23 protein-coding genes are annotated in these 25,966 nt (G+C 41.2%); 10 read left to right on the forward strand and 13 right to left on the reverse strand.

Annotated elements, in window-relative coordinates; genetic code table 11:
• Positions 1 to 287: 287 nt before the first annotated feature.
• Positions 288 to 1,304, reverse strand: coding sequence for a putative solute-binding protein (locus FTU98_RS10300; RefSeq protein ID WP_180051377.1), 1,017 nt, complete (start codon positions 1,302 to 1,304; stop codon positions 288 to 290).
• 387 nt (positions 1,305 to 1,691) lie between these two features.
• Here FTU98_RS10300 and FTU98_RS10305 point away from each other — a divergent pair, with 387 nt between their 5' ends.
• A complete protein-coding gene (locus FTU98_RS10305; protein WP_104852778.1) occupies positions 1,692 to 3,632 on the forward strand; it encodes an ATP-binding cassette domain-containing protein in 1,941 nt (646 codons plus the stop codon).
• A gap of 457 nt (positions 3,633 to 4,089) precedes the next feature.
• Here FTU98_RS10305 and FTU98_RS10310 read toward each other — a convergent pair whose 3' ends face one another.
• From FTU98_RS10310 to dnaA, 5 genes are all read right to left on the reverse strand, one after another.
• Positions 4,090 to 4,452 (reverse strand): hypothetical protein, encoded by a 363-nt coding sequence (locus tag FTU98_RS10310; protein WP_180051378.1) that lies wholly within the window; start codon positions 4,450 to 4,452, stop codon positions 4,090 to 4,092.
• Between the two features lie 161 nt (positions 4,453 to 4,613).
• Positions 4,614 to 7,082: a DNA topoisomerase (ATP-hydrolyzing) subunit B gene (gyrB, locus tag FTU98_RS10315; RefSeq protein ID WP_154320151.1), complete on the reverse strand. Its 2,469-nt coding sequence runs from the start codon at positions 7,080 to 7,082 to the stop codon at positions 4,614 to 4,616.
• Positions 7,083 to 7,126: 44 nt separating this feature from the next.
• Positions 7,127 to 8,209, reverse strand: coding sequence for a DNA replication/repair protein RecF (gene recF, locus FTU98_RS10320; RefSeq protein WP_154320150.1), 1,083 nt, complete (start codon positions 8,207 to 8,209; stop codon positions 7,127 to 7,129).
• Positions 8,210 to 8,246: 37 nt separating this feature from the next.
• The gene (gene dnaN, locus FTU98_RS10325; RefSeq protein WP_004969759.1) at positions 8,247 to 9,395 is read right to left on the reverse strand and encodes a DNA polymerase III subunit beta; all 1,149 of its coding nucleotides are present in this window, start codon (positions 9,393 to 9,395) and stop codon (positions 8,247 to 8,249) included.
• A gap of 108 nt (positions 9,396 to 9,503) precedes the next feature.
• Complete coding sequence (dnaA, locus tag FTU98_RS10330; RefSeq protein WP_004969761.1) at positions 9,504 to 10,880, reverse strand: chromosomal replication initiator protein DnaA; 1,377 nt, start codon at positions 10,878 to 10,880, stop codon at positions 9,504 to 9,506.
• Positions 10,881 to 11,540: 660 nt separating this feature from the next.
• Here dnaA and rpmH point away from each other — a divergent pair.
• From rpmH to FTU98_RS10360, 6 genes are all read left to right on the forward strand, one after another.
• Entirely contained in the window at positions 11,541 to 11,675 is a 135-nt protein-coding gene (gene rpmH, locus FTU98_RS10335; RefSeq protein ID WP_000831329.1) for a 50S ribosomal protein L34, read from the forward strand.
• 31 nt (positions 11,676 to 11,706) lie between these two features.
• Positions 11,707 to 12,099: a ribonuclease P protein component gene (rnpA, locus tag FTU98_RS10340; protein WP_004969764.1), complete on the forward strand. Its 393-nt coding sequence runs from the start codon at positions 11,707 to 11,709 to the stop codon at positions 12,097 to 12,099.
• Positions 12,100 to 12,108: 9 nt separating this feature from the next.
• Positions 12,109 to 12,429 (forward strand): membrane protein insertion efficiency factor YidD, encoded by a 321-nt coding sequence (yidD, locus tag FTU98_RS10345; RefSeq protein ID WP_178319449.1) that lies wholly within the window; start codon positions 12,109 to 12,111, stop codon positions 12,427 to 12,429.
• Positions 12,430 to 12,434: 5 nt separating this feature from the next.
• Positions 12,435 to 14,198 carry a membrane protein insertase YidC gene (gene yidC, locus FTU98_RS10350; protein ID WP_180051379.1) on the forward strand — a complete coding sequence of 588 codons (1,764 nt, stop codon included), beginning with the start codon at positions 12,435 to 12,437 and terminating at the stop codon, positions 14,196 to 14,198.
• A 91-nt stretch (positions 14,199 to 14,289) separates the two neighbouring features.
• The gene (mnmE, locus tag FTU98_RS10355; RefSeq protein WP_179995527.1) at positions 14,290 to 15,645 is read left to right on the forward strand and encodes a tRNA uridine-5-carboxymethylaminomethyl(34) synthesis GTPase MnmE; all 1,356 of its coding nucleotides are present in this window, start codon (positions 14,290 to 14,292) and stop codon (positions 15,643 to 15,645) included.
• 318 nt (positions 15,646 to 15,963) lie between these two features.
• Entirely contained in the window at positions 15,964 to 16,299 is a 336-nt protein-coding gene (locus tag FTU98_RS10360) for a DUF1622 domain-containing protein (protein WP_154321234.1), read from the forward strand.
• A gap of 123 nt (positions 16,300 to 16,422) precedes the next feature.
• Here FTU98_RS10360 and FTU98_RS10365 read toward each other — a convergent pair whose 3' ends face one another.
• Positions 16,423 to 17,610 carry an MFS transporter gene (locus tag FTU98_RS10365; RefSeq protein WP_171287397.1) on the reverse strand — a complete coding sequence of 396 codons (1,188 nt, stop codon included), beginning with the start codon at positions 17,608 to 17,610 and terminating at the stop codon, positions 16,423 to 16,425.
• A gap of 103 nt (positions 17,611 to 17,713) precedes the next feature.
• The gene (locus FTU98_RS10370) at positions 17,714 to 17,980 is read right to left on the reverse strand and encodes a metal/formaldehyde-sensitive transcriptional repressor (RefSeq protein ID WP_004969779.1); all 267 of its coding nucleotides are present in this window, start codon (positions 17,978 to 17,980) and stop codon (positions 17,714 to 17,716) included.
• Positions 17,981 to 18,037: 57 nt separating this feature from the next.
• Here FTU98_RS10370 and dmeF point away from each other — a divergent pair, with 57 nt between their 5' ends.
• Together dmeF and FTU98_RS10380 are read left to right on the forward strand one after the other, a co-directional pair.
• The gene (gene dmeF / locus FTU98_RS10375; RefSeq protein WP_180051380.1) at positions 18,038 to 19,009 is read left to right on the forward strand and encodes a CDF family Co(II)/Ni(II) efflux transporter DmeF; all 972 of its coding nucleotides are present in this window, start codon (positions 18,038 to 18,040) and stop codon (positions 19,007 to 19,009) included.
• A gap of 171 nt (positions 19,010 to 19,180) precedes the next feature.
• Positions 19,181 to 19,828, forward strand: a complete 648-nt coding sequence (locus FTU98_RS10380; RefSeq protein WP_373885910.1) for a DsbC family protein — start codon at positions 19,181 to 19,183, stop codon at positions 19,826 to 19,828.
• Between the two features lie 174 nt (positions 19,829 to 20,002).
• Here the strand turns inward: FTU98_RS10380 and FTU98_RS10385 are convergent, their stop codons facing one another.
• The 4 genes from FTU98_RS10385 to FTU98_RS10400 all read right to left on the reverse strand — a co-directional run bounded on the left by FTU98_RS10385 (position 20,003) and on the right by FTU98_RS10400 (position 23,667).
• Positions 20,003 to 20,260 carry a GlsB/YeaQ/YmgE family stress response membrane protein gene (locus FTU98_RS10385; protein ID WP_004969785.1) on the reverse strand — a complete coding sequence of 86 codons (258 nt, stop codon included), beginning with the start codon at positions 20,258 to 20,260 and terminating at the stop codon, positions 20,003 to 20,005.
• Positions 20,261 to 20,457: 197 nt separating this feature from the next.
• Complete coding sequence (gene hpt / locus FTU98_RS10390) at positions 20,458 to 20,985, reverse strand: hypoxanthine phosphoribosyltransferase (RefSeq protein ID WP_004969787.1); 528 nt, start codon at positions 20,983 to 20,985, stop codon at positions 20,458 to 20,460.
• A gap of 217 nt (positions 20,986 to 21,202) precedes the next feature.
• On the reverse strand, positions 21,203 to 22,543 hold the full coding sequence (gene guaD, locus FTU98_RS10395; protein ID WP_180051382.1) for a guanine deaminase: 1,341 nt from the start codon (positions 22,541 to 22,543) through the stop codon (positions 21,203 to 21,205).
• 158 nt (positions 22,544 to 22,701) lie between these two features.
• The gene (locus tag FTU98_RS10400) at positions 22,702 to 23,667 is read right to left on the reverse strand and encodes a TerC family protein (protein WP_168418726.1); all 966 of its coding nucleotides are present in this window, start codon (positions 23,665 to 23,667) and stop codon (positions 22,702 to 22,704) included.
• A 767-nt stretch (positions 23,668 to 24,434) separates the two neighbouring features.
• On the opposite strand from FTU98_RS10400, the gene FTU98_RS10405 reads away from it, so the two are divergent.
• Positions 24,435 to 24,716 carry a GNAT family N-acetyltransferase gene (locus FTU98_RS10405; protein ID WP_168461449.1) on the forward strand — a complete coding sequence of 94 codons (282 nt, stop codon included), beginning with the start codon at positions 24,435 to 24,437 and terminating at the stop codon, positions 24,714 to 24,716.
• 142 nt (positions 24,717 to 24,858) lie between these two features.
• On the opposite strand, the gene FTU98_RS10410 is transcribed toward FTU98_RS10405, so the two are convergent.
• Positions 24,859 to 25,944: a zinc-dependent alcohol dehydrogenase family protein gene (locus FTU98_RS10410; protein ID WP_168418724.1), complete on the reverse strand. Its 1,086-nt coding sequence runs from the start codon at positions 25,942 to 25,944 to the stop codon at positions 24,859 to 24,861.
• Positions 25,945 to 25,966 lie beyond the last annotated feature (22 nt).

Consider the following 25,966-nt stretch of genomic DNA (forward strand, 5'->3'; position numbering starts at 1 on the left):
CGTCTATGTTTGCGACGTGAGAGATATATCTCGCAAGGTTTTTTAGCTGATATAAGGCATGAGGCAGGAAATTTAGTCATTCTAAATGACTGACTCATAACGCAATAGCAGCAAAAAATATGCTCGTTCCGAAGGACTGTGGCTAAAACTTTCTCAGATTGCGTTATGAAACTTGGCAATAGACCCACTATTCCCTACGTTTCATGCCTGATCTGCTCAGTTTTAGCCTACAGCGCAAGCCATTTATGAAATATCAACAGACCCTCGGCTTTTTATTAAAAATCAATCTATTCACCACCAAGTGAACATTCAAAATTGGTTTTTTCGACAGAACAACGAGCGCGTTTTAACACACTCATCATGGCAGGGTCATAAATACCGCGTTTGGTCATATCCATACGTCCATCACGTAGCATTTTTTGATATTTAGTTTTATCTTCTGCGCTCAAGTTCATTTTATATTTGGCTGGAATTTCACCTTCTAAACGATTAATCATACTCATCGCTTTAGGCAGATTTTTTACAAACCAATCTCGTGATTTTTGCCCAAAGCCCGCAGGGAATTGTTCAGGGCGAATCACAAAGTCTGCGGTCACTTGTAATACAGGGAAATTAAACATCGCCCCGTGATTACCTAAACCTTTGTAGATTTCTAAAGGTTTGTACGCATAGGCAGGCGCACCGACCATATCGACCTGACCATTGTTAAATTTCGCCACAAAGTTAGATACATCAGAAATGACAGCTTGCGCACCGACACGCTGCACCATAATTTTTTGTGCATCATCATAGCCCAATACCGCAAACTTTTTCCCTGCTGCTTTTTCAATCGAGCTGATGTTCTTGTCGCGCACAAAAATAAAGGCCGAACCTAAAGGTGAAATACCCGCAACTTCATATTTCTTGCCACCTAAATTGGTAACCATTTTCGCTGCATTACGTTGATCTAAAGCAAAGCTGATGGCACGTTGTGCAATCGCATTACTTGGCGCACCACCTAAAGCATCAATCGAGCCTGCAAATTTATTGTATTGGCGAGCACGCATGGCGGTCATAAATACCCCATCACATTTGCCTGCTTTAAAATCATTGTCTGCGACAGCTTCATCCTGACGTGGAATTAAATTGACTTCTGCACCCCAGCCTTTTGCTGCTAGCGCCCACTCTTGTGCCATCTGAAAAGATTCACCTGACTTACCCAGTAAGTCAAAGACACATACATCTACTTTTGCTGCTTGCGCCTGAGCACTGAAACCGATCGCTGCGAATGCTGTCAATGTTGCGCTGACCCATATTTTTTTCATTGTTTCGATCCTTCTACAAATTTTTTTATTTTTGAGTGTCCGTACACGAAACAAATATTAAGCAAGTTCAAATTAAAAAAATAGAGCATTTACTCGAATTTCATCTGTCAATTCTGCCAAAACCTTATACTGCCTTATTTAAGCGATCATTTTTATTTCATAATTCACTTATATTTTATAGATTTAGATCAAAATAAAGATCATTTCCAACATGCACGTATTTTGTGCTTGTTTACAAAGTCATAAAAAAAGCCTGTTGTTAGATCATAATTTTTAAACATCACAAGAGAGATTTTTCGCAAATCACAAATAAAACTGGGCTTATTTTTGTTTTCTGGTGGGCTTCCATTAGAATATGCCCAACTTTTGTTGTGACCAGTAAACACCATGATTCAACTTGACCAAGTTTCTTTACGCCGCGGTGGACGTGTTTTATTTCAAAAAGCGTCTATGCAAATCCATCCAGGCTGGAAAGTCGGTCTTACAGGTGTCAATGGTGCAGGAAAATCCAGTTTATTTGCTGCGCTTTTAGGTAGTTTAACCCCAGACGAAGGTACGTTGAGCCGTCCGCAAGGCTGGACTGTGGCGCACATGGCACAGGAAGTTAAAGCATTGGATTTGCCTGCGATTGATTTTGTGCTGTCGGGTGATGAAGAATACTGGAACATTCAACAACAACTGCAACATCCTGAACAATTAAATAATGACCAACTTGCACATTTGCATGGTCGTTTTGATGAAATTCATGGCTATACCGCACCCGCCAAAGCCGCACAACTGATGGCAGGTTTAGGTTTTATGGAACATCAAAACAGCTTGGCGGTCAGTAGTTTTTCTGGTGGATGGCGCATGCGTTTAAATTTGGCGCGTACCTTAATGAGTCGCTCCGAATTATTATTACTGGACGAACCAACCAACCACTTAGACTTAGATGCAATTTTATGGTTAGAAGACTGGCTTAAAGCCTATGCGGGAACTTTGGTGCTGATTTCCCATGACCGTGATTTTTTAGATGCCATTACCGATCATATTTTACATATTGAAAATAGTGAACTGACTTTATATACAGGCAATTATTCAACCTTTGAAACCACACGCAGTGAACGCTTGGCACAACATCAACAAGCGTATGAAAAACAATTAGAAACCCGTGCACATTTACAAAAATATATTGATCGTTTTAAAGCCAAAGCCACCAAAGCACGGCAGGCACAAAGCCGTATCAAGCAATTGGAACGCATGCAATTGCTTGCCCCTGCGCATGTAGATACACCATTTACCTTTAGTTTCCGTGAACCGACCAAAATGAGCTCACCCTTACTGACCTTGGAACAAGTCAGCATTGGTTATGCAGACAAAGTGATTGCCAGCAAAATTAACCTACAAATTACCCCGACCAGTCGTATTGGTTTATTGGGGATGAACGGCGCAGGTAAATCGACCTTAATTAAATCCTTAGTGGGTGAATTGGCGTTATTGGCAGGTACTCGCAAAGCCTCAGAATTACTCAATATTGGCTATTTTGCACAGCATCAAATGGATGCTTTGGATGATAGCGCCAGCCCGATGCTACAACTGGCACGCATTGCCGATAAAAAAATCAGCGAAGCCACTTTACGCGCCTTTTTAGGCAGTTTTGGTTTTAGTGGCGAACGTATGGACACGCCTTGTGAAAGTTTTTCAGGAGGTGAACGTGCACGTTTGGCTTTGGCTTTAATTGTCTGGCAACGTCCTAACGTACTGATTCTGGACGAACCGACCAACCATTTAGACTTAGATATGCGACATGCCTTAACCATGGCATTACAGGATTATGAAGGTGCAGTGGTATTGGTGTCACACGAACGTCAATTAATTGCCAGTGTCTGCGATGACTTACTCTTGGTTCATGCAGGACAATGCACAGAATTTGAAGGCGATTTACAAGATTATGCCCAATGGTTACGCCAAGCTCGTGCAGACATGCTTAAGCAAGGTACATCCAACACAGCTCCATCCAATCCAAGTCCAGTGGTTGAGAACAAGACTAACCTAGTCAAAGTAGATAAAGAAGCTCAACGCAAACTGGCAGCACAACGCCGTGAACAAACTCGCCCTATTCGTAAAAATATTGAAAAATACGAAGCGCAAATTGAAAAAATTCAACCGCGTCTGACTGAAATTGAAACCGAACTGGCAGATCCTGCCCTTTACGATGCCAACCGTAAAGATGATTTGCTCAAACTCATGAATGAGCAAAATGATCTGAAAACAAAATTGGCACAGGCAGAAGAACAAATGCTTGAATTGATGATGGAATTGGAAGAACTCGAAAGTAGCTTTGAATAGCCATACCGATGAGATTTTAACGCTATGCTAAATAGGGTTAAATCTCATCATATTTCGTAGAATATGCATTGTGTATGTTCCATACTTATAAGACACATTCGTAATAGTTTTAATCTTTAGTTTATCTTCACAATAACCACGCAAAGAAATTTAAGTCACTCTCTGCGTTTGTTTATTTTTACTTATCAATCTTGCACCACAGCATAGTTGTATGACACCCCCCACCCTGAATAAAAGTAAGACAACGATAGCTACCAAGCAAGAAGTTTTGAATTTAAAACTCAGTGTGATTTTTAAATTCAAAATCTACAATTTAAATTTAAAAGCAAAAACTTAGTTATCCACAACTCAAACTAACTGTTATTTTAAATTCAAAACCCAAATTAAAGCCAAATCAGCTCATTCTTTCATGGTTATTTTGAGTCATTGAATCTCACTGATTCACAGAAAATCGCTGCTATTCAGCAGCTACTTTTTCCTTACTGATACATAATTCTTGTATTTTCCAGCCCTGAAGATAACGCCAGATTTCTTGAATATACCCTTGATCATCCGCCAAACCAATTTGAATCCGACAGTTAAGCTGCTCACGATCGAACTCATATTCTTCTGATTCAACATTCGGTTTGATCGGTTTCCAGATGCCATTGTTTACTGCATGCTGAATATTGGCATAACGTGTTTCACGATTTTCCACGCGTGATTCTGCTGTATAAACCACTTTAAAATCTTCATCTTCATAGTGTGCTAACAGCTCCACATTGCCAGTAAAAAAGGCATTCACCCACGCATCACGTGCTTGTTCTAATTGATTATCCATCTTAATGATTCTCCTGTATTTTTGGCTTAATGTAGCTCAGCATGACAGAACAATAAGTCAGTTTTATAAAAGTTATTTGGATGAATCACGACAACAACAAAAGCCAAACATAAAAAAGCACTCCGTAGAGTGCTTATGGTTATGCGGATGATTTGGACGAATTAAGCGTCAATATCTGCATTTAAGGCATTTTCTTCAATAAAGGCACGACGTGGTTCTACATCATCGCCCATTAAGCAAGAGAACATGCGGTCTGCTTCAATGGCATCATCAATGGTGACTTGCAACATATTGCGGTTTTCTGGGTCCATCGTGGTTTCCCAAAGTTGTTCCGCATTCATCTCACCCAAACCTTTATAGCGCTGAATCATCATGCCGCGACGCGAGTCCTGCAAAATGTGTTGCCACACTTGATGGAAATTGTTGACCGTAATTTTACGTTCGCCTTTTTCCAAATACGCACCTTCTTCAAGCAGCGTAAACCAGCTTTTTGAATTTTTCAGCAAACGTGCATATTCAGCTGAACCCAGCAAACCTGTATCTAGTAAATAAGTATGGGGCAAGTTGTGCACATATACCGTGATTCGTGGCCAATACGTTGCAGATTTTTGACCATCCGCATCTTCTTTTTCAAACTGTTCGATGCTTAATTCAGGACGCAAACCTGGCTGTAATCGTTCAATGCTTTGACGTAATTGCTCGCCCCATTGTTGTACATACGCCTGATCTGCTGCTTGATCAATTTTAAAGGCATCTAATTCTAATAAACCATCCAACAGACTTGCAGGATAACGCAGCGTTAAACGGCTCAAACTCTTTTGTGAAGTTTGATAATCCGCAATGACTTTGGCTAAAGCCTCACCACGAATTGCAGGTGCATCAGCACTCACATGCAGCTCCAATTCATCAATCGCATTCGAAATTAAATAGGTTTCTAAAGCATCGTTATCTTTGATGTATTGTTCCTGCTTGCCTTTTTTCAGCTTATACAATGGTGGCTGTGCGATATAAATATGACCACGCTCAACCAATTCTGGCATTTGACGGAAGAAGAAGGTCAATAGCAAGGTACGAATGTGTGAACCATCTACGTCGGCATCGGTCATGATGATGATTTTGTGATAACGCAGTTTGTCTGGGTTATATTCTTCACGACCAATACCACAGCCCAAAGCGGTAATTAAAGTACCTACTTCTGCCGATGAAATCATCTTGTCAAAACGGGCACGTTCCACGTTCAGGATTTTACCTTTCAGTGGCAAAATTGCCTGCATTTTACGGTTACGACCTTGTTTAGCCGAACCACCTGCAGAGTCACCCTCGACTAGATATAATTCAGATAATGCAGGGTCTTTTTCCTGACAGTCAGCCAATTTACCAGGCAAACCTGCAATATCCAAAGCACTCTTGCGGCGCGTCATTTCACGGGCTTTACGCGCCGCATCACGGGCACGCGCTGCATCAATAATTTTACCCGCAATGGATTTTGCCGCTTGTGGATTTTCCAATAAATATTCAGAGAAAGATTTATTCATGGCCTGCTCAACAGCAGGTTTCACTTCACTCGATACCAATTTTTCTTTGGTCTGTGATGAGAATTTTGGATCTGGCACTTTGACCGACACAATCGCGGTTAAACCTTCACGTGCATCATCACCCGACACCACGACTTTTTCTTTTTTCAGGATATTTTCGCTTTCCATGTAGTTGTTTAACCCACGGGTTAGCGCAGCACGGAAGCCTGCCAAGTGCGTTCCACCGTCTTTTTGTGGAATGTTATTGGTAAAGCAACGTACGTTTTCCTGATAGGAATCATTCCACTGCAAAGCAACTTCTACGGTAATTCCGTTTTCAGCCTGTGTCGTGAAATGGAAAATTTCATTCAGATGGGTTTTGCCTGCATTAATATATTTCACAAATTCAGACAAACCACCTTCATAGTCAAAAATATGTTCTAAATTGACACGTTCATCACGCAATACAATACGCACGCCCGCGTTTAAGAAAGACAATTCACGCAATCGGCGTGCCAAAATATCCACATTAAAAATGGTTTGGCTAAAGGTTTCAGCACTTGGCCAAAAACGCACAGTCGTACCTGATTGCTCAGTGTCGCCCACTACTTTTAAAGGATATTGTGGATCACCATGGCGGTATTCCTGTTGGTGAATTTGACCCGCGCGTTTAATCGTTAATTCAAGTTTACTCGATAAAGCATTGACCACCGACACACCAACGCCGTGCAAACCGCCCGACACTTTATAACTGTTGTCATCAAACTTACCACCTGCGTGCAGAATGGTCAGAATGACCTCTGCTGCAGAGACACCTTCTTCAGGGTGAATATCGGTTGGGATACCACGACCATTGTCAGATACGCTGACAGATTCATCTTCATGGATAGTCACCAAAATTTCATCACAATGACCCGCCAAAGCTTCATCAATAGCGTTATCGACTACCTCGAACACCATGTGATGCAAACCTGTACCATCATCTGTATCACCGATATACATGCCTGGGCGTTTACGAACAGCATCTAGGCCACGCAATACTTTGATACTAGAGGAATCATAAGCCTTTTCATTGGTTTGTTCTGTAGTAGAGACAGATTGATCTTCTGAACTCATGGTTTCTCCCTAGTGAAAAATAGGTCTATCCAAAGATAAAAAAATTATTGCTCAACAGCCTGCACCGTTCCGTGATCGACCTGAAATAAGCGATAAGGAATCGACAACGCTTGTAAGTGTTGTTGCACGGATTGATGATCTAAAGTGGTAATAAAAACTTGACTACCCAATTGGCTTAATCGTTCAATTAAACGTTGTTGTGCGCTTAAATCTAATTCTGCTGTCAGATCATCTAATAATACCACAGTTTCCTTATTAGACGCATGCAGCATTGCAATCTGTGACAGTTTTAATGCCATAATCAATAGCTTTTTCTGCCCACGTGACAGCACCACATCGGCATCACCCATTGGGGTTTTTAAGCGTAAATCGGCGCGGTGTGGCCCATATTCGGTATAGCGACGTTCCACATCTTTTTGATGATAATTGCACAGATCATTCAACAAGCCTGTTTCGGTATGAAAGCCTGCGCTGTATTCCAGACTAATGTGTAAATCAGGCAATAAATACTGTAAATCTTGTGCAAAAAATTGCTGCCATTGTTCCACCGTTCCCAAACGCTGCTGATGCAAAATCTCACCATAATCACTGAGCATTTTGTTCCACGGTTCCAAGTCCGACAGACTTAAATGTCGCTGTGATTTAAGCAAACTATTACGTTGTTTTAAGGCACGTGAATAATATTGCCAAGCGTGATAAAACTCTGGTTCCACGTGGAACATCAACCAGTCCAACAGTTGCCGTCGTGGTTTTGCACCATGGTCAATAATATCGGTACTGAGTGGATCAATATGTTGTAAAGGCAGAATTTTAGCCAATTGCCCTTGGGTCGCAACAGGGTCGCCATTGACCTTAATCAACTGCTCACCCGATGCCATTTTTTGCATGCCAATTTTTTCAGTCAATGACTGAGCAAATACAATCGCATCTTGGCTACTGTTCTGAATGTAATTTTTAGGAATATGGGTGCGAAAAGAACGCCCTGTCGCCAATAAATGAATCGCTTCTAAAATCGAGGTTTTACCCGAACCATTTTGCCCATAAAAGACGTTAAACGGCTGCAACTCATGAAGTGCAACCGCTTTTAAGTTCCGAACACGCTCGATATGTAAACGCGTAATATGCATGATTCAGCTAGATTTAATCTTGAAATAAACCGCTCACTTAAACACGCATTGGCATCACAACATAGGTTTGATCTTGATGTGCTGGATCTTGTACCAATACCGATTGATTGGCTTCGGTCATGGTCATCGATACATCATCGCCATCCAATGCCCCTAATACGTCCAATAAATACTGTGCGTTAAATGACATTTCTAACGGCGAATCGGCATATTGAATCGCTAAATCTTCAATTGCTTCATCTTGTTCTGGGTTATTGGCACGTAATTGCAAGGTGTCCGCACTAAAATTCAGGAATACGCCACGCAATTTTTCATTACTTAAAATCGCCACACGCTGTAAAGATTGTTTAAATACATCATGCGCGATCAGCACGTTTTTATCACCACCACGTGGAATCACACGGCGATAATCTGGGAACTTACCATCAATTAATTTAGTGGTAAAACGCACGGTAATTTCTGCTTGTTCTTTGTCACGGCTTGGGGTGCGAATGGTCACATTCAGCAATTCACGCCCAATTAAAAGTGCCAGTTGTTCATCTTCAATGCTCAGCAAACGCTGCAATTCAGCCACAGCTTTACGCGGCACAATGGCTTGAATTAATTGAGTAGCTGTCGAAGATGCCGCTGTTTCACACAAGGCCAAACGGTGACCATCTGTGGTCACAGCACGTAATTGGTTTTCATCAATTTCTAACAAAGTACCCGTTAAATAAAAGCGTACATCCTGCACTGCCATCGCAAACGCAGTTTTTTCAAACAAACGCTTCAGCTCACGCTCAGTAACCGTCACTTGCGTACCTTGAGCATTTTCTGTAGCCAATAATGGATAATCTTCCGCAGGCAAAGTACCTAATACAAAGCGGCTATTGCCCGATTTTAAAATACAGCGCTGATCTTCAGTGATTTGCAAATCAATCAAAGCTGCGCTTGGTAAAGATTTACAAATATCCATCAGTTTACGTGCAGGCACTGTAGTTTCCCCTGCCTGTAAACATGCCCCTTCAGTCAGATTCGTACTGGCAACCAATTCCACTTCCAAGTCCGAACCAGTAATGGTTAAGGCTTGCTCAGTCACCTGAACTTTGACATTGGATAAAATATTTAAGGTATGGCGACGTTCAACCGCTCCTACGACATGTGACAGAACATTCAGTAAGCTTTCTTTCGCGATTTTTAAACGCACGGTACATTCCTCTAACAACTGAAGATTGGAGTATAAAATAGGTTTTTTAGCAGTGTACTATGCGGCAAAAGCTGCCGCATGGCAAGAACAGAATTTGAGCAAATTCGGTCAACTTTGCAACAATCGTTGCAGGTTTTTATAGTCTTCGTTAAAGATCGGATCTTCTTCGCGCAGGCTTTGTACTTTTTCGCAGGCATGCATCACGGTACTGTGATCACGGCCACCAAATGCCATACCAATTTCAGGGAAACTGTCGCCTGTCAGCTCACGTGCCAAGCCCATTGCCAACTGACGTGGACGCGCATAAATACGGGTACGTTTTGGCCCCACCAATTCTTTGAGCGGAATACGGAAATATTCACTCACGACTCGCTGAATATTTTCGGTACTGATGGTACGTGCGCGAATTGCCAAGACATCTTTTAAAGATTCACGTACCACATCTAGATCGATTGGGGTGCCTTTAAAACGGGAAATTGCCACCACTTTATTGAGTGCACCTTCAAGTTCACGCACATTAGCCACCACTTGCTGGGCAATAAATAAAGCACAGTTACGTGGTAAATCTACGGCGCTGCTTTCAGCTTTCTTTAATAAAATTTCAATTCGGGTTTCAATATCTGGCGGTTCTACCCCGACTGATAAGCCCCAAGAAAAACGTGACACCAAACGTGCATCCAATTCGGTTAATTCTTTTGGATAACGGTCTGAAGTCAAAATAATCTGTTTAGATTCATCCAATAAAGCGTTAAAGGTATAGAAAAACTCGACCAAACTGGCTTCTTTACCTGCCAATAAGTGAATGTCATCCACCAATAACAAATCTAAAGAGCGGCAGTTTTTCTTAAATTCTTCAACCTTGCCCTGCTGCAAAGAGCTGACAAAATCCTGCACAAAACTTTCTGCAGTCATGTACATCACCCGTGCATTCGGTTTGGCTTGCAACAAAGCATTGCCCACCGCTTGCATCAAGTGAGTTTTACCCAAACCTGTTGGGCCATACAAAAATAATGGGTTGTGCTGTGAAGCCCCCAATTGGGTCAATACCTTGCGACAGGTTTCCGCAGCCATTTGGTTAGAACGACCTTCCACAAATAAGGAAAAGGTAAATAACGGATTGAGTTGGCGTTTACGGCTTTTTGCAGAACTTTCTTCTTTTTCACGTTTAGGCTTGGCCACAGGCGCAGGGCTAGATTCCAGCGCAGCAGTAGTGGTAGCAGGTTGTTCACTGGCCGATAAAATTGCACCTGGACGCGAATCGACTAAAATTTCGACCTTACGCACGCGTCCCTCAGACAACTGCTCTGCCAAAATAGTAATCAATTCCAGATGATGTTCTTGAATGTAACGCGTCCAATAAGGATTAGGCGCATAAAGTTTTAATGTATCTTCAACTTCTTCTGCCACCAATGGGCGAATCCACATTGTAAAGACATTTCCAGAGAGCTCTTGTCGCAAGCGATTTAAGCAGTCCGTCCAAAGCATGTGAAACCCCTATCTAATCCATTTTTAAATTTAAAACTTCTCTCGACCGCCTGAGCGGGTCGCCATTCTAACCAAGTTATCCACATCTGTCATGACAAAATCAGCAAAATTGCTCAAAAAAGGAATCACTAAACCTGAATTTAAATTTGAAACGTGGTGTGGATAAGTTTATCCGCAAGGTGTGGATAAAATATAGCACAAAGTTATCCACATAGTATTAAAATTATAGAAACACAGATATCCACAATTCAAAATTTTGTTTTATAAAAGAAAAAGTGGGTTTTCAACAGAAAAATGCGTCCCTAATAGTAATAAATTTAAATTTATAAATTTGAATTTATTTATAAGAAACGTTGCAACTGTGGATAATTCAATCTGAGTTTAAATTTAAATTCAAAACCGAAAATTTTAAAATTAAACAGAATAAGCTTGTGGATAATTATGTGAATAATACTGTTAATAACTTATTAGTCAAGCATAAACAATTGCTTATCTTGTGTATACTTTAATTTGTATGATCAACCAGTCAATTGAGCGAAAACTTGTTAAAAAGAAAAATTTAGGCTTATTTTGCAAGAAACCGTGTTTTTCATTGACAGCTCAAGCAATGAGCACTAAAATCGCGGACCTTTATAGAAAGATCATTTTTGGAGTTTCGATATGAAACGTACATTTCAACCATCTGAATTAAAGCGTAAGCGCGTTCATGGTTTCCGTGCTCGTATGGCTACTAAAGCTGGTCGTCAAGTATTGGCTCGCCGTCGTGCAAAAGGTCGTCACAGCTTAACTGTTTAATACAGTCACGCTGAACCGACTCTTGGGTGTTATGACAACACTTTATGGCTTCAGCACAGAGTTGAGATTACGCTGTGCTGCCGATTATAAAGGTGTGTTTGATGGTGCGCTTTTTAAAGTGCATCAACCCCATTTCTTATTTCTTGCAAAACATTCCGAACTGCCGAATAGCCGTTTGGGTCTTGTCGTTGCAAAAAAGAAAGTGCGTCGTGCACACGAACGAAATCGAGTAAAACGACTTGCTCGCGAAAGTTTTCGCTTACACCAACAGCAATTAAATGACTTAGATATTGTGGTAATGCCCAAAGTTGGGGTAGATACGGTATCTAATGCGGAATTGCATCAGCAATTACAATTTGCTTGGCAGAAGTTACAACGTCTCGCCAAAAAGCATTCAAAAATAGCTCCCTCCCCACAAAAGTAGAGATGGCCAATGGTACGTTTACTGCATTGGTTGATACGTTTCTATCAGATCGCGATTAGTCCTTTATTGGGACCACGCTGTCGCTATATTCCAACATGTTCTCAATATTCTTTGGAAGCAGTCCATACGCATGGTGCTGTACGTGGTGTGTGGCTGGCTACAAAACGTATTTGTCGTTGTCATCCGTGGGGTGGTTCGGGCTATGATCCGGTGCCGCCAAAAGTCATTCGTTTTATTTCATTTCAGCAAATAGATTCTCAAACGCATCACATTACTGTACCCTTTCGTGATCGTTTATTGAACCAAAATCACTCTAACCACTTGGGGTAATAGATATGCAACAATGGGCCAGGTTTGCAACTCTCGGGGCCATGTTTGTCGTCGCATATTTGCTCATTTTGGCGTGGCAAAAAGATTATGGAAATGCTGAAACAGCACCGCAGCAAAAAACTGCCGTTGTTTCACATGAAGTGTCTGCAGATTTGCCGAATGCCCAAACGGCTACAGCAGCTTCTGATGTACCGCAAGCAAATATTCCTGCACAGCAAACAACCGATGCCACAGCACCTGTAAGTCAGCAGCTTATTTCAGTACAAACTGACCTTTATCATCTTTGGATCAATCCGAAAGGTGGTGATATTGTTCGTGTTGAATTACTCAATCATGACAAAAATAAAGACAGTGACGATCCTTTCGTCATGCTGGAAAGCGATGCTAAGCGCACCTATGTCGCGCAATCTGGGTTAATCGGGCTGAATGGTCCAGACAGTAGCCGTAATGGCCGCCCAAGCTATGAAATTGAAAAATCGACTTATAGCTTAGCCGATGCCAAAGAAAGCAAAAATAAAGCGGGTGAAACAGTTAAAACTTTAACTGTCCCAATGGTATATAAAACTGCCGATGGTGTAGAAATCATTAAAACCTTTAGTTTTACTGAAGGTGAATATCCTGTGCTGGTGAATCACAAAGTGATTAACCGCAGCAGCCAAAACTGGCAAGGTCAGATGTTTGGTCAGTTGAAACGTGATAATTCAGATGATCCAGGCAAGTCAGATCAAGGTATTTTTACCTTGGGTACTTTCCTTGGCGGCGCATGGGGAACACCTGAAGAACACTACAACAAGTTGAAATTTGACAATTTTAATGACGAAAAATTGAATGTCGATGCAACAGGTGGTTGGGTGGCCGTGGTTCAGCACTATTTCGTGAGTGCATGGGTTCCAGGGCAGTTAAAATTGACGCAGGCCGATGGTCAACCGTATGCAGCGAAGTTGGAATCACGTAAATCTAGCGATGAAATGAACATCATTGGTTTTACCTCGCCAACCATTAATGTCCCTGCAGGTACGGTGGCAGAAGTTGATGCGACCTTCTACTCTGGTCCAAAAATTCAGTCTGAATTGAAAGATTTGGCGACAGGTTTGAACCAAACTGTGGATTATGGCTGGTTATGGCCAATTGCAAAATTATTGTTTATTGGTTTGCAATTCTTCCATGGTTTAGTGGGCAACTGGGGTTGGTCAATCATCTTATTAACCGTTCTTGTCAAACTGATTCTTTGGCCGTTATCGTCTAAGAGCTATCGTTCTATGGCGAAAATGCGTGTGATTGCACCAGAAATGCAGCGCATGAAAGAAGAATTTGGCGAAGACCGTATGCGTTTCTCGCAAGAAATGATGGCACTTTATAAACGTGAACAAGTGAATCCACTGTCAGGTTGTTTGCCATTGTTACTACAAATGCCAATTTTCCTTGCCTTGTACTGGGTATTGATGGAATCGGTAGAGTTACGCCATGCACCGTGGTTAGGTTGGATTCAAGACTTATCGGCAATGGACCCTTGGTTTATCTTGCCATTGTTGATGGGTGTGACCATGTATGTTCAACAAATGTTGAACCCACAGCCAACAGATCCAATGCAGGCAAAAATCTTCCGCATTATGCCTGTGGTATTTACCGTATTCTTATTGTTCTTCCCTGCAGGTCTAGTTCTGTACTGGATTGTCAACAACTTGATTACGATTTTGCAGCAAAGCTTGATCAACAAAAGTGTTGAAAAAGACCGCGCTAAACGAGAAGAGGCAACTCCAGTCAATTAAGTATGGCTGAGCTGCTGAATAAATCCGCTTAAGATGGTAATCTTAGGCGGATTTTTCTTTGCATATATTTTGAAAGTTTTAGGTGAATTTTATGTATAACCGCAGCACCATTGCCGCAATCGCGACTCCACCTGGCCGTGGTGGTGTGGGGGTGATTCGCCTGTCGGGACCAAAAGCCTATGCGATTGCCGCAGCATTGACCCAAAAAGACTTACCCAAAGCGCGTTATGCAGGTTTTCGCCAGTTTTACGATGCAGCCAATGAAGTCATGGATGAAGGTTTGGTGATTTGTTTCCCCAATCCTCATTCATTTACTGGCGAAGATGTGGTGGAACTACAAGGGCATGGTGGCCCAGTGATTCAAAATGCGCTGTTGGCACGTTTACTGGAACTCGGTGCAACGGCTGCCAAAGCGGGTGAATTTTCGATGCGCGCCTTTGAAAATGGCAAGCTAGATTTGGTACAGGCCGAAGCCATTGCTGATTTAATTGATGCCACTTCACAAGCCGCTGCGCGTTCTGCTCTACGTTCCCTGCAAGGGGCTTTTTCCACCAAAGTGAATACCGTGCTGGAACAGTTAATTCACTTACGTCTGCATGTTGAAGCTGCTATTGATTTTCCTGAAGAAGAAATTGACTTTTTGGCCGATGGGAAAATCCTTAATTTGCTGGATGAAGTGGCTGCTTCGGTGACTGCCGTGCAACAATCTGCGCGTCAGGGACAATTGTTGCGTGAAGGTCTGCAGGTGGTGATTGCGGGCAAACCGAATGCAGGTAAATCTTCCTTACTCAATGCCTTGGCGGGTATTGAACGTGCGATTGTGACCGATATTGCAGGGACTACTCGTGACGTATTGCATGAAAAAATTACCCTGAATGGCTTACCAATTACCCTGACTGATACTGCAGGCTTGCGTGAAACAGGGGATATTGTGGAACAGGAAGGGATTCGCCGTGCGATTAAAGAAATTGAACAGGCAGATTTATTGTTATTGGTCTATGACTTGAGCCAAAACGAAGATCCGTTGCAATTGGCACAGCATTATTTTGCGGAACATATTGAACCGAAGCGTTTGATGTTGATTGGCAATAAATGTGATTTAACTGGTGTACAAGCTGCAATTTCAGATTTTAAAGGGTTTAGACATATTACTGTGTCGGCCAAACAAGAAACAGGTGTTCAATCGCTCATAGAGGCGATTACAGCGCATGCAGGCTTTCAGCCTGAAGAAGATACCTTTATTGCACGTACCCGTCATTTAGACGCAATGAAGCGCACGCAGCAATATTTGGCTGAAGCACGTGAGCAGTTGGTGGTCTATCATGCGGGGGAATTAGTGGCTGAGTCGTTACGTCTTGCGCAGAATGCTTTGGGTGAGATTACAGGTGATTTTTCTGCAGATGATTTGTTGGGTAAGATTTTTGGATCGTTTTGTATTGGGAAATGATTTTTAGCGATTACTTTCTGATTTGATACAAAAATAGCATTAAGTTTGAGTGGCTTAGTGCTTTTTTATTATCCTATTTGGGGTGATCTGCTACTAAAAATCAGCCTATTCGTTAATGTTTAGTTTCTCATTCGGCACAAGCCCGATCTAACTTATGTCATATTTAAACGTTTCAATTTATCTTTATGAAAACCCATCAATAATCACGTAAGTCTTTTTAAACCGCAGCATTTAAAGCTATGATGAGAAAATAATCAAAAATTGGCGCTCAATTCAATCCTAAATGCACGAGATGAAATCTCTGATGGAGGTATTTGGATGTTTGAACTGGCTTTTTTACGTGAAATACTCATTTCTTCGGTTCATTTTTTGCAATTGTCACTCGAAGCCATTTCTGTGATTTGCGTGGTGATTGGTCTGGTTAAAACTTTATTGGTGCTGGTTCAGTTAAAATCGGGGCGTACTGCACGTTATTGTTTTGGGGATTGGCTCGCGACGGCACTTGAATTTCAGTTGGCTGCAGATATTTTAGCCACCACAGTAGATCCAGATTTAGATAGCCTAATTAAACTGGCGATCATTGCAGTGATTCGAACCTTTTTAAATTACTTCCTAACTAAAGAATTAGAGCATCAAACCATCAATGAAAAATAATGGCTGCTGAGTTTGAGATCAAACAGAAGACATAGTCCTAGTCATCTACAAAGTTTGAATATTTGAATAAACTCAGCTGATCCAAACCTTGTCCTGATTTTAGTTTGTCGTTTAGATGAAACTTCATCCTAAAACAGGTTTGTTCTGCAATTGGCGATACCAAATAATGATGTAGCCACACAGTAAGCAGATGGCTGCACAAAAGCTAAGTACGGCGGTGGTTAAACCAAAATGATCGGCCAGATAACCGACTGCAATAATTGGCAGAATTGTGCCTAAATAGCCCACAAATAAATAGGTCGACATCACTGCAGCGCGATTCTGTAGATTGGTCATGGCATGAATTAAGCCAAAAGCACCAATCAATGCCAACCCGTGTCCTATGCCTAGCAGCACATCACTCACAAAAAATAGAAAACTCCAATGTAAATACATGCATAAACCGAGTACCAATAAACTCAATAACAGCAAATACAGCCCATAATTTAGGCATTTTTGTGCAGGAATGGCTTTAGAAAAATACTGCACCAGCGCTGAAATCAGCAAAATACAGGTGATGGCCAAACCACTGACCAAAGGCCCGTGCCACGGAATAATCACTTGCACAAAAGAGGGAGAGAGCGAAGCAAATAAACTAAAGGCAGCAAAGGCACAGAATGCGGTTAAACCTGTAATATAAAATTCTGCATGAAAGCGTGGTTCTGGGCGTTCTAATTTTGGGGCAATCGAGAAGGCTTGTGGCGTAAATTCAGGCGGTGCTAAACGTAACAATCCAATAAAACACAGTACTGCACCCAAAATGACAGGAATATATGGACTAAACAAAGGCGCTGCTGAAAATTGTGCCACACCACCACCGAGCAAAGGACCTAAGCCAAACCCGACTGCGGTAATGACTGAACTGAGCTGTGGCGCATGTGCTTTATGTGATTCGGGGATACTCCACATTAAGCCAATTAACGCCGATGTAGTCATAAGACCTGAAGCAATCCCAATCACAAAACGCCCCAAAGCAAGCCAAAGTGCATTGGTGGCAAACATCGACAGAATCAGTCCGAGGGTGATGATCACTAAACCCAATTCTAAGGTTTTTAAGAAGCCGATACTGTTGCTGGTACGCCCTAAAAAGAGCAAGGTAGCCAAACAACCGAGCATATACGCCACAAAAATAAAGGTGATATGGCTGGGTAAAAGCTGCCACAATTCCTGATAAATTGGATACAGCGGGCTTGCAAGTGCCGTGCCCATGGTGCCAATAATCAGGGCGAGGCTGATCATCACGAAAGGATGCCAAGATTGAGATTGAGTCATAAAAAACTCGATTGATGGCTAAACTCTTGAGTTTAGTCTCATATAGTGAGAAATATCACTCAGTGTAAAGACAAGCCTTGAATCTGGTCAAGCCTATTTGTGTTTAAGCATAGCGTTTCAGCAATTTCATAAACTCTTCCAGTTCATGTTCATCAATCGCGCATTGATCACCAATCACATGATGGCGTAAATGCGATTCGATTAACTCATTCATCAAACCATTGACCGCACCTTTAATGGCTGCGACTTGTTGTAAAACTTCAATACAGCCATGATCAGGATTGTGAAGTGCTTGTTCTACTGCCCCAATTTGTCCTTGTAGGCGTTTGACGCGATTTAAAATTTTCTTATCTGTATGTAAATGACCCAACATATCACCTCAATTTTATATACTCTATGGGAGTATATTTAACAATGATTTCCCATTATGCGTCAGCAACACTCTCATCGTATCCATCCACATCAATTCGATCAAGGCAATCCGCTGGCGCAGAAAAAAATATTATATGCGGCTTTGCTGACGGCTGTCATGATGTTCTTGGAAATCTTGGGTGGTTGGATTTTTCACTCCATGGCTTTGCTGGCGGATGGCTGGCACATGAGTTCACACATGCTAGCGTTAGGCTTGGCTTATTTTGCCTATCGGGCAGCACGTCATTATGCAGCCGATACGCGGTTTAGTTTTGGTACATGGAAAATTGAAATTTTAGCTGGCTATAGCAGTGCCATTTTATTGTTGGTGGTGGCTGCATTTATGGCAATTCACTCTATCGAGCGTTTATTTTTTCCTGTCGATATTCAGTATAACCAAGCCATTCCAATTGCGATTTTAGGGTTATTGATCAATTTGATTTGTGCATGGTTATTACATGAAGATGATCACCATCACCATCACCATCACCATCACCATCACCATCACCATCACCATCATGAGCATACGCATGATAGCCATGACCTGAATCAGAAAGCCGCCTTTATGCATGTGGTGGCAGATGCGGTGACTTCAATTTTTGCGATTATTGCTTTAATTGCGGGTAAATATTGGGGCTGGGATTTTCTAGATGCACTGTTAGGTATTGTTGGTTCAATTTTAGTGGCCCGTTGGGCAATAGCTTTGATGCAGGAAACAGGGAAAACATTGTTGGATGCAGAAATGGATCATCCTGTGGTGGAAGAAATTCGTGAAGTGATCGCAGAGTTACCAGTCAGTGTGGTGATCACTGATTTACACGTTTGGAAAGTCGGACAGGGTAAATTTTCCTGTATTTTAGCATTGGAAACCGCACACGATTTAGACGCAGATCAAGTCCGCACTGCCCTCGCCATTCATGAAGAAATTGTGCATATTTCTGTAGAAATCAATCCGCCATCGGGTTTGAACGTTCCACGTGAAACCTAAAGCGTTGCATAGCAAAAACGAGTTGTAGCAATTGCGTAATTCTGGCTTAAAAATACTGAATTCTGTGCAGCTTTCAGCTTAGAATCAGGCTAAATTTAATTTATTTAGATGAAACACATGATTAAACAATTGAGTTTAGCTGCCTTAATGGGATTATGCAGCGCCGTGAGCATGGCCGATGTTGCAACGGTTAGCAAAAATGTCAAACAACAGCATCCGCAACTGAAATTAGACAATATTCAAGCCACAGAAATGAAAGGTATTTACAGTGCCTCTATGGATGGTCAAGTGGTGTATTTGAATGAAGATGCTCAACATATTTTGGCGGGTTCAATGATTCGTTTAAAGGATCAGCATAACTTGACCAAAGATTTATTGATCCAACAAAATAGTGTCGATTGGAAAAAGTTACCGTTACAAGATGCAATCAAAAGTGTGCGAGGTACGGGGAAACGTCAGATTGCGATCTTTTCTGACCCAAATTGCCCATATTGTAAACAGCTTGAGGCTGAACTGAAAAAGCTGAATAACATTACGATTTATACCTTTATTTTGCCGTTAAAAGCGCAATCTGTTGCGCCATCTAAACAGGTGTATTGTGAGAAAAACCCTGCTCTTGCTTGGGAAAACCTGATCACAAAAGCACAATTGCCTACAAGTCAAAGCAGTTGTGCCAACCCTGTGGAGCGCAACATTGTTTTAGCGCATCGTTTAGGTGTAAACGGTACGCCTGCGATTATTTTCTCGAATGGCTTTAAAGTTATGGGAGCATATCCTGCGGCACAAATTGAACAGATTTTTAAAGAACTTGGTCTTTAAGAACGGCTAATTTTTTATCTGATATTGGCAACTAAAATTGTGTAGTGTGTATCGGAGCAAACCTGAAATTTGTGATTGCGAAGTAGATATAAAAAAACCGCCTCAATTTTTAGGCGGTTTTTTTATTGAGAGAGAAGATGTTTGACTGAAAAATTACAGTCGTTAATACAGGATTTAAGCACGCGATTTTTTCATGAACGTATTATAAATAAATAGAATAATCAGCGCACCAATGATGGAGGCAATAAAGCCTGCGGCAGAACCATCACCGTACAATCCCATCATACGCCCTGCATAGGTTGCCAATAAAGACCCTGCAATCCCAAGTAAGGTGGTGACAATAAACCCTGCTTTATCATCTCCAGGATGAATCGCGCGGGCGATTAGACCTGCAATAAAACCCACCACAATTGCGACAATTAATGACCACATGAGCAGCTCCTTGTTATCTTTGTTTATGTTTTACATCATGTTTCAGACTTATCTTTGCCGAAAAATCCCAAGGAAAATAGTCGAATAATGCTACAGCATGTAGTGTTTTTGTCCTGTTAGATAGATGAAATGCAAATTTCAGCCATAAAAAAAAGTGATCTGAAACGATCACTTTTTTAAAGCGAGGCGTATTTGTTTTATAAGCCAATTTCGCCAATAAACGGAATATGACGATATTTTTGGTCATAATCCAAGCCATAACCGACAATAAACTTATCTTCAATTTCAAAGCCCATAAATTTAACTTCAAGCTCAATTTCACGGCGTGATGGCTTGCTAATTAAGGTACACAGCTCAATTGAATTTGGCTCACGGGTTTGCAAAATTTCCATCACTTTATTTAGGGTGTTGCCCGAGTCGATAATATCTTCAACCACCAAGACATCTTTACCGCGAATTTCACCATCCAAATCTTTTAAAATTTTCACATCACGCGATGACACAGTACCTCCGCCGTAGCTGGATACAGTCATAAAATCCAGTTCATGCGGCTTTTGAATGGTGCGGCATAAATCTGCCATGAACAATACAGAACCACGTAATAAGCCAATTAAAACCAACTCTTTGTCGCTATTGGCATAGTGAGCATTAATTTTTTGACCAAGTTCCTGAACTTTTGTTTGGATTTCTTCTGCAGAAATCAAAACCTGCATTTCAACTGTCATGGGTAGATACCTAAAAAGCAAAAATAAAAAAGGTGTTGACCTGCAACACCCCAAAATATGCCCTAATTTTAATATATCTTGCGCGATGTTGCACGTGCTTGCATGGTTAAAATAGCATCATTTTTGTGCTGAGTGAGAATCTGAGCGTAACAACAAAGCACAACCGAGTATCAGCATTGCCCATCCGATGGGTTTTATATACGAGGATTGCGCAGGTTTAGCCACCTGCTGCTGAGTTTTGATTGGGTTGGTAGTAGGCACGTTGTCCATAAATATAGGTCGCATGAATATTACGGTCATCTGCTAAAGTAATGAGGGCAAATAATGCATCTTCAAGATGTTTGGAACGTTGTTGTCGTAAGCGTTGTAAAGCGGTGGCATTTAAATCCAGCACCACAAAATCGGCTTCTTTGCCTACCTTAAAATTCCCCAGCTTATCGTCTAAGTCCAAAGCTTTGGCAGCACCTAATGTGGCGTGATACAACGCTTCAAAAGCAGAGAGTTTTGCCCCTTGCAGTTGTTGTACTTTATAGGCTTCATTGAGGATATGCAGTACATTAAACGTGGTGCCTGCGCCAATATCTGTACCTAAACCGACCTTCACCTGTCGCTCCCAAGTTTTATGCAGCGGAAATAAACCGCTGCCCAAAAATAAATTGGAGCTTGGACAAAAGGCAATTGCAGAATCGGTATGATGCAGACATTGCCATTCATGTTCTTCTAAATGCACACAATGCGCAAAAACCGAACGTGAACCTGTTAAACCATAGTGATGATAAACATCTAAATATCCATTTTGCTCTGGAAATAATTGTTTCACCCACGCAATTTCATTGTGATTTTCATTTAAATGGGTATGTACATAAACATCGGGATATTCGGCTTTGAGTTGCCCTGCCCGCGCCAGTTGCTCAGGGCTAGAAGTCGGTGCAAAACGTGGCGTAATCGCGTAGAGATTACGTCCTTTTCCATGCCATTTTTCAATCAACGCTTTAGAGTCTGTATAGCCTGAGTCTGCACTGTCACACAATGCTTCAGGTGCATGCCGATCCATCAGCACTTTACCTGCAATTAAACGCATTTGATGTTGTGCTGCCGCTTCAAACAACGCATCTACCGATTCAGGATGTACCGTACAAAACACCAAAGCTGTGGTGGTGCCATTTTTCAGTAATTCCTGCACAAAAAATTGTGCAATCTGATCAGCATAGGCTTTATCTGCAAATTGCAGTTCAGTCGGAAAAGTATAAGTATTCAGCCATTCCAGTAATTGTTCACCATACGCGCCAATCATTTCAGTCTGTGGAAAATGAATATGGGTGTCGATGAAGCCAGGCACAATGAGATGGTCAGGATAATGCTGTACGGGCGTATCTGCTGTGAGTTGTGACCGCCCTGCTTGCCAAGTACCAAACCACAGTATCTTGCCATTTTCACAAATCAGCAAGGCATCTTCGATATAGCGTATTTGTTCAGGCAGCTCTTGTGCTTGAGTGACGCTATTTTGAAAATCCAGAAAGCGACCACGAATGGCGGTGCGAGCTATGGCAGATGACATGGAAACAACCTGTATTTTATTTTTTCGCTGGATTGTACCTGAAATATACAAAGATTTAGCTCAATTTTCTCTTAAAGTTTGACCAGATGGTAAATGAAAAGAATAAACAGCCTTCCTGAAAGAAGGCTGATTGGAGCAATGAATATGAGATCAATAGCTTATAGCGTGGTTTGATGATGTTTACGGCTGTGGCGAATAGACAACCAAGCAGTAACGCTCAGAACAATCACAATAAAGCCCAGTGAGATCCAAATTGGCATGTGGAAGACATCCAGCATCAACATTTTAAAACCAATAAACAGCAAAATCAGACCTAAGCCATAAGGCAAGTAATGCATTTTACTGGCTGCACCAGAGAGTAAGAAAAACATGGCACGCAGGCCTAAAATGGCCATTAAGTTTGCAGTTAGGACAATAAACGGGTCAGTGGTGACTGCAAAAATTGCAGGAATGGAATCGACGGCGAAAATCACGTCAGATGCTTCGACCAAAATTAAAACCAAAAAGAGTGGTGTGGCCCAAAGTACGCCGTTTTGGCGAACAAAGAATTTGTCTTGTTGTAGTGTTGGCGTGATACGCATGTGTTTGCGTAACCATTTTAACAGCGCCATATCTTCGATGTTGCTAGCTTCTTGTTCTGGGCCTTTTAAGAATTTAAAGCCCGTGTATACCAAGAATGCGCCAAACAGATATAGAATCCATGAAAATTCTTGTACGAACCAAGCTCCAATAAAAATAAAAATGGTTCTGAGTACAATTGCACCTAATACGCCGTAGAGTAAAATTTTGCGTTGTAAACCTGCAGGAATTGCAAACGCGGCAAAAATCATTAACCAAACAAAGACATTGTCAATTGCTAGGGATTTTTCCAGTAAATAACCCGCAAAGTATTCCATGACTTTGGTATTGGCGATTTCAACACCAAAATGCTGTTTGAGGTATAGCCATAAGCCGCCACCAAATAAAGCCGCCACACTGACCCAGGCTATACTCCAATAGGCTGCTGTTTTTACTTTGACTGACTCGCCTGCTTTTTGCCGAAAGCCTAAGAAGTCAATAGCGAGCATAACGGCCACAATTGCAAAAAAAGCGGTGTAAAGCCATAAATTGCCGATAGATTCCATACAATCTCCGCATCCGACAATTGGCCACAAAAAAACCTTGACCCGTTGTCAGATGATATAAAACATCTGTAACAACATGATCAAGGTCTTGCCTACATCGTGCTGAAATTTTTATGTATTCAAGCACGATGCTCAGCTTCCGACTTTTTGCAAAGTGTAATGACGAAATGCTGACACGTTAAAATTGATTTTAACGTTTGGAGGAGGCTACTCCCCTTGTTCAAACAATTTGGGATTAGGCCATGGCCTAAATCTGTGCAAAGAATTACATAATTTTAAATAGAGTGCAATTTTTCTATAAAATTAATTTTTTATTTTGTTGATGCTCAAGATCCTCTAAAAGGGTCATTTCTTACTTCATCGATTATAGATTTCAGTAACAAACCAGCTAGAAACAGCAAACCTAAAATAGCTGCTAAATATAAGTCCATATCTTACCCCTAAATAAATGTATTAAATATGTTGCGCAATTGTATATTTAATTCTTTAAAAAAAATAGTTGGTTCTTTCTCAACTTATTAAAAATTAGATAATTAGCTTATATTTTTAGATTTTTATGTGAAATATACAATGATTTGTTTTACATCTTGAATTAATTTTGTGAGATATTTCACGATTCTTTATTGATTATTGTTTATGAGCAACATTCTTTTCGAATTTTTTTATATAACTATATTTTGAATCGTTAAATTATATAAAAATAATATGTTTAGAAATCAATTTATGCTACCACTAAAATATCATCCATTTGTTTAGGCGAATAATTTATGAAAATTCAACATCAAGAAACCCAACGTGGCGGTGAATTTTTTATTGAACGTGATGGTCGGCATATCGCTGAAATTACTTATCAATATCAAAATGAAGCGACCATAGTGGCAGATCACACTTGGGTAGATAATTCCTTGCGTGGACAAGGTGTAGCACGTCAATTATTGGATGTCTTAGTTGCATTTGCACGTGAAAAGCAGCTTAAAATTGTTCCAACCTGCTCTTATGTTGATGTGATGTTTCAACGTGAAGCTGAATTTGCTGATGTGGTGGCTTAGCGTTTTTAAATAGCTGCGCACCCTCAATGAGCTCAGGGTTTAGAATATGTTGGGCTAAAGAGTATTTATTTTGATGTATCACAAGAAAAACAAGCCAATCCACAAAATATGAATTGGCTTGTTGAGTACAGTTCAGTCTAGTTTATTCGTAATTAATCATCACTTTCAGGGCTTTTTCATCTGAAGCATGCTTAAACACATCATAGGCTTTTTCAAATTCAGCAAATTTGAAATGGTGGGTGGCTAGTTTTTCCAAAGGTAACTTACCTGAACAGCATGTTTTTAACAGCATGCCTGTGGTGTTGGCATTCACCAAGCCTGTAGTGATGGTTAAGTTTTTAATCCAGAGTTTATTCAACTCAAAGTTCACAGACTTGCCATGTACGCCCACGTTGGCAATATGTCCACCTTCTTTCACTACATTTTGGCAAATATCCCAAGTCGCTTCGATACCAACAGCTTCCATGGCACAGTCAACACCACGACCACCTGTAATTTCTAAAATGCGTTGTACAGCATCTTCTTTAGCTGAGTTTACCGTATGAGTTGCGCCTAGCTCTTTGGCCATTGCCAAGCGGTTATCATCCATATCTACGGCAATAATTTGCGCAGGAGAATAGAATTGTGCGGTAAGCAAACATCCCATACCAATTGGGCCTGTGCCCACAATTGCAATGGTATCGCCTGGTTTGACATCACCATATTGCACACCAATTTCATGTGAAGTTGGCAATACATCTGACAAGAATACTGCAACTTCTTCGTTTAAGCCTTCAGGTAATAAATATAAAGAAGTGTCTGCAAATGGAGTGCGCACATATTCTGCATGGGTACCGTCAATCATATAGCCCATAATCCAACCGCCTTCATTACGGCAGTGTGCATAGAGTTGCTTTTGACAGTTTTCACAGGTACCACAACGGCTGACGCAGGAAATAATCACCTTGTCGCCTTTTTTGAAGTTTTTTACAGCAGAACCGACTTCTTCTACAATCCCAATACCTTCGTGACCTAAAATACGGCCATCAAAATTGCCTGTTTTAGCTACAGCAGTCTCTTGAATCTCAGGGTTTTTACCTTTCCAGATACCTAAGTCAGTACCGCAAATTGTGGTTTTGGTCAGGCGAATCACCGCATCAGTCGGTTGTAGAATTTCTGGACGAGGTCGATCTTCAAAACGGATATCATTAGCGCCGTGATAGACCATGGCTTTCATTGTTTTTGACATTGTGACTATCCTTCTATAGTGA

It is taken from the genome of Acinetobacter sp. YH12211 (assembly GCF_013418015.1).
In the GTDB taxonomy this organism is placed as follows: domain Bacteria; phylum Pseudomonadota; class Gammaproteobacteria; order Pseudomonadales; family Moraxellaceae; genus Acinetobacter; species Acinetobacter towneri.